Raw genomic sequence first — 2,261 nt, 5'->3', positions numbered from 1 at the left:
GCAAAAATGCAAGCCGATGAACAACTCGCGATGGCAACAGCTAAAAAATTGGTAGAACAAAAACGCCAAATTGAAAAACAATGTTCTAAATAAATCCACCACTCGCACAAATCCCCCCTATTGTGCGAGCCTAAAAACACAGACACCTTATCACTGCTTTTCGAAACCATTAATCAATGCTTCTAAACCAAATAAAAAAGCCTCTGTGCCATCATCTTGATCCATAATTTGCAAAGCATCTTTTAATAGTCGAGGCATCGTATCATCTGCTATTTGTTGCCTATCATTAAGTGCTGCGATATGTTCTTGCTGCTCTAACACAGAACCTAACGTAAAATGACCAACCGCGCTTATTGCATATAACCCACATTTTAATGAAAAACCATTGTCCACCATAAACTGCAACTGCATTTCTACGGTGTCATATTGGTCTGAACTCGGGCGAGTCCCTAAATGCACTTTTGCGCCATCACGGTAACTTAATAATGCATCACGAAAGCTCAATGCATTATTACGTAAAAATTGTTGCCACGTTTCCCCAACTGCGGGTAATGAATGACGATGATTACGCTTTAGCATTTCAACAGATAATGCATCCAACAATGTGCGCTTGTTCTTCACATGCCAATATAGTGTAGGCTGCTCTACGCCCAGTTTTTGAGCTAGTTTTCGCGTTGTCAGCCCTTCCATTCCCACTTCATTTAGCAACTCTAATGCCACTGTGATGATGGTTTCTTTATCTAATCGCGCCATACTGCCCTCTCTTTTTTTCTATTGACACTCTATCACTGATAGGGATATATTCCAACTCTATCAATGATAGAGAAAAAACGATGAATAAATTTGCGATCACCGCTTTAACGATCACCGCCCTAGATGCTATGGGGATCGGCTTGATCATGCCTGTATTGCCTACATTGTTACGTGAATACGTGTCGGCTGAAAATTTAGCAAATCATTACGGTATCCTGCTGGCACTGTATGCCATCATGCAGGTTTTTTTTGCTCCTCTACTTGGCAAATGGTCTGATAAATTCGGGCGCCGACCAATATTACTACTATCTCTTGCAGGCGCTGCTGTGGATTACACTTTGCTTGCATTATCTAGCTCACTTTGGATGCTATACGTTGGGCGATTAATTTCTGGAGTTACTGGCGCAACAGGTGCGGTCGCCGCTTCTGTTATTGCTGACAATACTGCTTCACAAGAGCGTACTAAGTGGTTTGGACGCTTAGGGGCGGCTTTTGGTGTCGGGTTAATCTCTGGCCCTGCAATTGGCGGCTTTACAGGGCAATTCTCAGCTCATCTTCCTTTTATTATTGCTGCCATTTTAAATGCGCTCTCTTTTTTAGTTATTATGTTGATATTTAAAGATAATAAAATCAAAAATACTGAAAAAAACACCACAGAAACAGCAGAAAATTCGCGACCTTTCCTGCAAGTGATCAAGCCAGTCATACTATTGTTATTTATCTTTTTTATGACTCAAATGATAGGGCAAATTCCAGCAACGACATGGGTGTTATTTACGGAACATCGTTTTCAATGGGGCAGTATGGAGATCGGCCTATCTTTAGCGGGGTTAGGCATCATGCATGCCTTGTTCCAAGCATTTGTAGCGGGCGCAATCGCCAAGAAATTCAATGAAAAAGTGACGATTATTGTGGGCTTTGTTGTTGATGGAGCAGCATTCATTATTTTGTCATTATTGACAAAGGGTTGGATGATTTACCCTACATTAATCTTACTCGCCGGCGGCAGTATTGCGCTACCAGCCTTACAGGGGTTAATGTCAGCTCAAGTCAATCAAACTAACCAAGGTAAGCTACAAGGCGTTCTAGTCAGCTTAACCAATACGACGGGGGTGATCGGCCCATTATTATTTAGCTTTATTTTTGGTCAAACACTGGCAAGTTGGGATGGCTGGATATGGATGATTGGTGCGATAATGTATGTTTTATTGATTGTATTTATTTTATCTTTTTATAGAAGCACCAAAAAGATAGTTAAAATAGCGAAGCTACCAGCGAGCTAAGTTTTAGCATATCAATATTAAGTGCTATGATACCCCTATCAGATTTGCTTTTAGCACAAGATATTAAGAGACAAACCCTATGACATTACCCCCTAAAAAACCAAGAACAAAACCTGCGGAAGAAAGGCTAGATGACCTAATGAACGTATAGGAAGAATAAACGCCCTTTTCACCCAAGTCCAACAGCTTTGGACCGCAGTTGACTCTTTCGACACCCCTGCGATG

Annotated in this window: 2 protein-coding genes; one reads left to right on the top strand and one right to left on the bottom strand. The window is 41.2% G+C overall.

Annotated features, from left to right (window positions below):
* Positions 1-150: 150 nt before the first annotated feature.
* Positions 151-753, bottom strand: coding sequence for a tetracycline resistance transcriptional repressor TetR (gene tetR, locus IE155_RS17820; RefSeq protein WP_000113092.1), 603 nt, complete (start codon positions 751-753; stop codon positions 151-153).
* A gap of 80 nt (positions 754-833) precedes the next feature.
* On the opposite strand from tetR, the gene tet(59) reads away from it, so the two are divergent.
* The gene (tet(59), locus tag IE155_RS17815) at positions 834-2,036 is read left to right on the top strand and encodes a tetracycline efflux MFS transporter Tet(59) (protein WP_001031679.1); all 1,203 of its coding nucleotides are present in this window, start codon (positions 834-836) and stop codon (positions 2,034-2,036) included.
* The last annotated feature ends 225 nt before the right edge of the window (positions 2,037-2,261 follow it).

Source organism: Thalassotalea profundi, from assembly GCF_014653195.1.
Lineage (GTDB): Bacteria > Pseudomonadota > Gammaproteobacteria > Enterobacterales > Alteromonadaceae > Thalassotalea_B > Thalassotalea_B profundi.
Note: the sequence above shows the minus strand (reverse complement) of the source record. Positions and strands in the feature narration are given on the sequence as shown.